At 70.3% G+C, this 3,257-nt stretch carries 2 protein-coding genes; one reads left to right on the forward strand and one right to left on the reverse strand.

The genetic code is table 11. The features are described from left to right. The first annotated feature begins 738 nt into the window (after positions 1-738). On the forward strand, positions 739-2,868 hold the full coding sequence (locus VK611_00915; protein HMG39850.1) for a S8 family serine peptidase: 2,130 nt from the start codon (positions 739-741) through the stop codon (positions 2,866-2,868). 109 nt (positions 2,869-2,977) lie between these two features. Here VK611_00915 and VK611_00920 read toward each other — a convergent pair. Beyond that, positions 2,978-3,257 (reverse strand): hypothetical protein (locus tag VK611_00920; protein ID HMG39851.1); only part of this gene is annotated, 280 nt, incomplete at its 5' end.

Raw genomic sequence — 3,257 nt, forward strand, 5'->3', positions numbered from 1 at the left:
CAGCTTGTGTGGGTTGCCTCGCCGTCGAGGGCGGTCGCATCTCCCACATCTACGCCGTGAGCAACCCACACAAGCTGGCCCGGCTCGACACCGAGACCCTGCTCACCCGCTAGCACACCAGCGAGAACCGCCCGCCGACCAGCCATCACCAACCAATCCCTGCTGCTGATGGCCGGCGCGATGATCACACGCCTCCGTCGTCACGCCTCGCGGAGGCGCGTACCAGCCGCGGAGCTCAGCACGAGGTCAGCGGCGGTTCAGCCGTCAAGCGTTGCCGAACATCTCGGCGTTGCGGCGAGGTGGTAGGGGGCGGCGGGTTTCGAGGATCGCCTGGCGGTGGGGGCCGACGGGGGCGGGGACGGCCGGCGGCGGGACGGGGCTGTTGCACGGTTGCTTCTGGCTTCCCGTTGGGATGCCACCGCCGGCCCTGGCCAGCGTCGTGAGACCAGCTTCCTTCGGGGCCTACTGAGTCGAGCTGTCAGCAGCCCAGATGATCAGGAAGCGTGGCAACCGCTGGCGGTGGTCGTCCAGCTCCCGATCGGTGGCTTCGTCCGGTCCCTGTTCGCTCCTAGGCTCCTCTGGATGTGGTGTCGCTGGGGAAGGAGCTGTGTCCGGGCTCGCTGGATCGCTGTCCCGACAGCGCTCGTCCTCGTGCTGGCGGCCTGCTCCGGTGGAGACGACGGGCCGGACGACCCCCGGGGCCCGTCGCCGGATGGGCCGCAACCGGCTGCGCTGGATGTGGAGGTCACCGGCCTGACCGCCGAGCCGGTCGAGGATGGTCAGGTCCGGCTCGGCTGGGACCCGCTCGACGAGATCCCGGGCTACCAGGTGGGCTACGGCGACGTGACGGTCGAGGTTCCCGCGTCCATCTGCGAGGCCGAGTGCACGCTCGTCGTTGCGCCGAGGCCGGCCGGGCAGGTCCACGAGTTGACCGTGAGCGCGACCGCCGAGGGTGCGGTCTCCGAGGCGGCTGGCGTCGAGGTGGAGGTGCCCCCAGAGGACGAGGTCGCCGCGCCGGACGAGGAGCTCGAGGTCGTTCTGGTCTACGAGGGTGATCCGCCGGAGATCGAGACCGTGCCGGTCGGATCGGTCGAGGCGGCCCAGGCGCTCATCGACGACGCCTACGCCGGCGAGCTCGACCCGACCGAGGACCGGGTGCTGCTGTCGGCCAACCTGGGCACCGCTGCCACCGCCGACCAGAGCGACAGTGACGGCGGGGGCATCGCTGCGCCGTGGCAGCTCGCGGCGATGGGGCAGGACCAGCTGCCGTGGGAGCGCCCCGGCGAAGGGGTCACCGTCGCCGTCATCGAGATGGACGGTCTCGAAGCGACCCACCCGGTGTTCGACGGCGCGTCCGTCCTCGAAGGGGTGAACCTGGGCGACGAGAGCCTCAGCGGGCTGGACGATCCGGAGCTCCATGCGACCATCGTCACCTCGATGATCGCCGGGCAACCGGGGACGGCCGTCCCCGGGATGGCCCCCGGGTCGACGATCCTGCCGATCAACAAGGAGGACGTCGGCATCGCCGAGGCGATCGTCTGGGCCGTGGACAACGGTGCCGACGTCATCAACCTCTCGGTGAGCGCAGGATGCCGGACGCTGGGGCCCTTCGAGAGCTGCCCGGACGACATCCAGGCCGGGGCCGACTACGCCGAGAAGCAGGGCGTCGTGGTCGTGGCAAGCGCGGGCAACAACGGTGGCGGCGCCGACTACTGCGACGAGCCGCCCGATGCCCGCAAGTGGCCGGCGGTCCTCGACACGGTGATCTCGGTGGGTGGGCACGACCAGGACCGTGATCGCTGGGTGTGCACGCCGGACCGGCCCGACGTCGACGTGCTGGCGCCCGCCGCCGAGATGCTGCTGCCGGTCCCCGGCGGTGCCTACACGGCGCGGGAGGGTGGCACGTCGACGGCCGCCGGGCTGGTGTCGGGCCTGGTCGCCGCCGTCCTCGCCGAGCGGCCCGATCTGCGGCCCGCCGACATCCGCACGATGCTCCCCTTGTGGCTGCACGAGGACGGCACGATCGACATCGAGAACGTGTTGCGGGTCGTCCAGCCGGACGACCCGGACACCGAGGACTTCGAGGACGCGGTGATGGTGCTGCCCTACCGCGTCGACATGGCCTTCGAGGGCGCCCACCCGGTGTCCGCCGCGCTCCCGGGGCAGCTGGAGCCGCTGCGGCCGTACCCGAACACCAGCGATGTGGGCTGGACCGGCCACAGCATCATGGGCCGCCAGCAGGACGGTAAGGTCGCCTTCGGGGAGATCCGGGGCCTGCTGCTGGTGGACGGCGACGGGCAGGTCACCGGCTCGGCCGTCTTCAGCTACGAGCACGGGCCCGGCTGGGCACTGGCCCAGGGCTCGGAGGAGCTCTACGTCGCCGGGCACACCCTCGAATGCCCCTCCACCAGCTACGGGGGTACCAGCCGCCTCAACAAGGTGTTCCGGTGGGACATCCCGATCATCATCCGAGGATCCATGGAGCCGGGGACCGAGGACGATCCCGCGTTGGACCTGACCTTCTCCTTCGGCCTGGGCGCCACCGAGGACGAGGCCGGCGTCCTGCCCGAGATGACCGTGGCGCGCGACACCTTGGCCGGCTGCAAGCCCACCCTCGACCGCGGGATCGGCACCATCGCTGACCCCTACCGCGACCACGACACCTCCTACGAGGAGATCGCAGGGAACTGGGAGCAGTACGAGGCGAGGATGGAGGAGGTCTACACGGCTCTGGTCACATCGAGCCCCTACACGTTCGCCGAGCCCTACCAGCCGCAATACACCCAGCACTCGACCCAGGACGCCGACGACCCCGCGGTGACCATGGTGATCCAGCACCCCGACACGCCACGGCGGTCCAATCTCTGAGCCATCGGCCGCGTGGACCGCTCACATCGGCGACGACCCAACTTCCGTCGATACTCCAATGCCAGGGTTCCGGGGTGTGATCGACCTTGGGTGCGCTCAGTGCCTCCGGCTACTTCCAGCAGAGAGAGTCGCGGACGGCGACGTTCGACCCGTCGGGCAGCCGTACCGAGATGTCCCCGATGTGGTTGAGCGTCGGCTTCGAGATCAACTCGCCTTCGGGGTCGACGGCCAGACGAGCCACGACGCCCGCCGTCGTCGTCCTGCTGGCCATGAACACGACGTAGCGGTTGAGCGCCGCGGCCGACGGTGGGGCGTCGCGGTCCTGGTAGTAGCGCCGGGCGTGGTCGATGTCGGCGGACGACCAGTCCTCGTCGCGCATGCGCTCCAGC

The sequence above is a fragment of the Acidimicrobiales bacterium genome, from assembly GCA_035316325.1.
Taxonomy (GTDB): domain Bacteria; phylum Actinomycetota; class Acidimicrobiia; order Acidimicrobiales; family VFJN01; genus DASXTK01.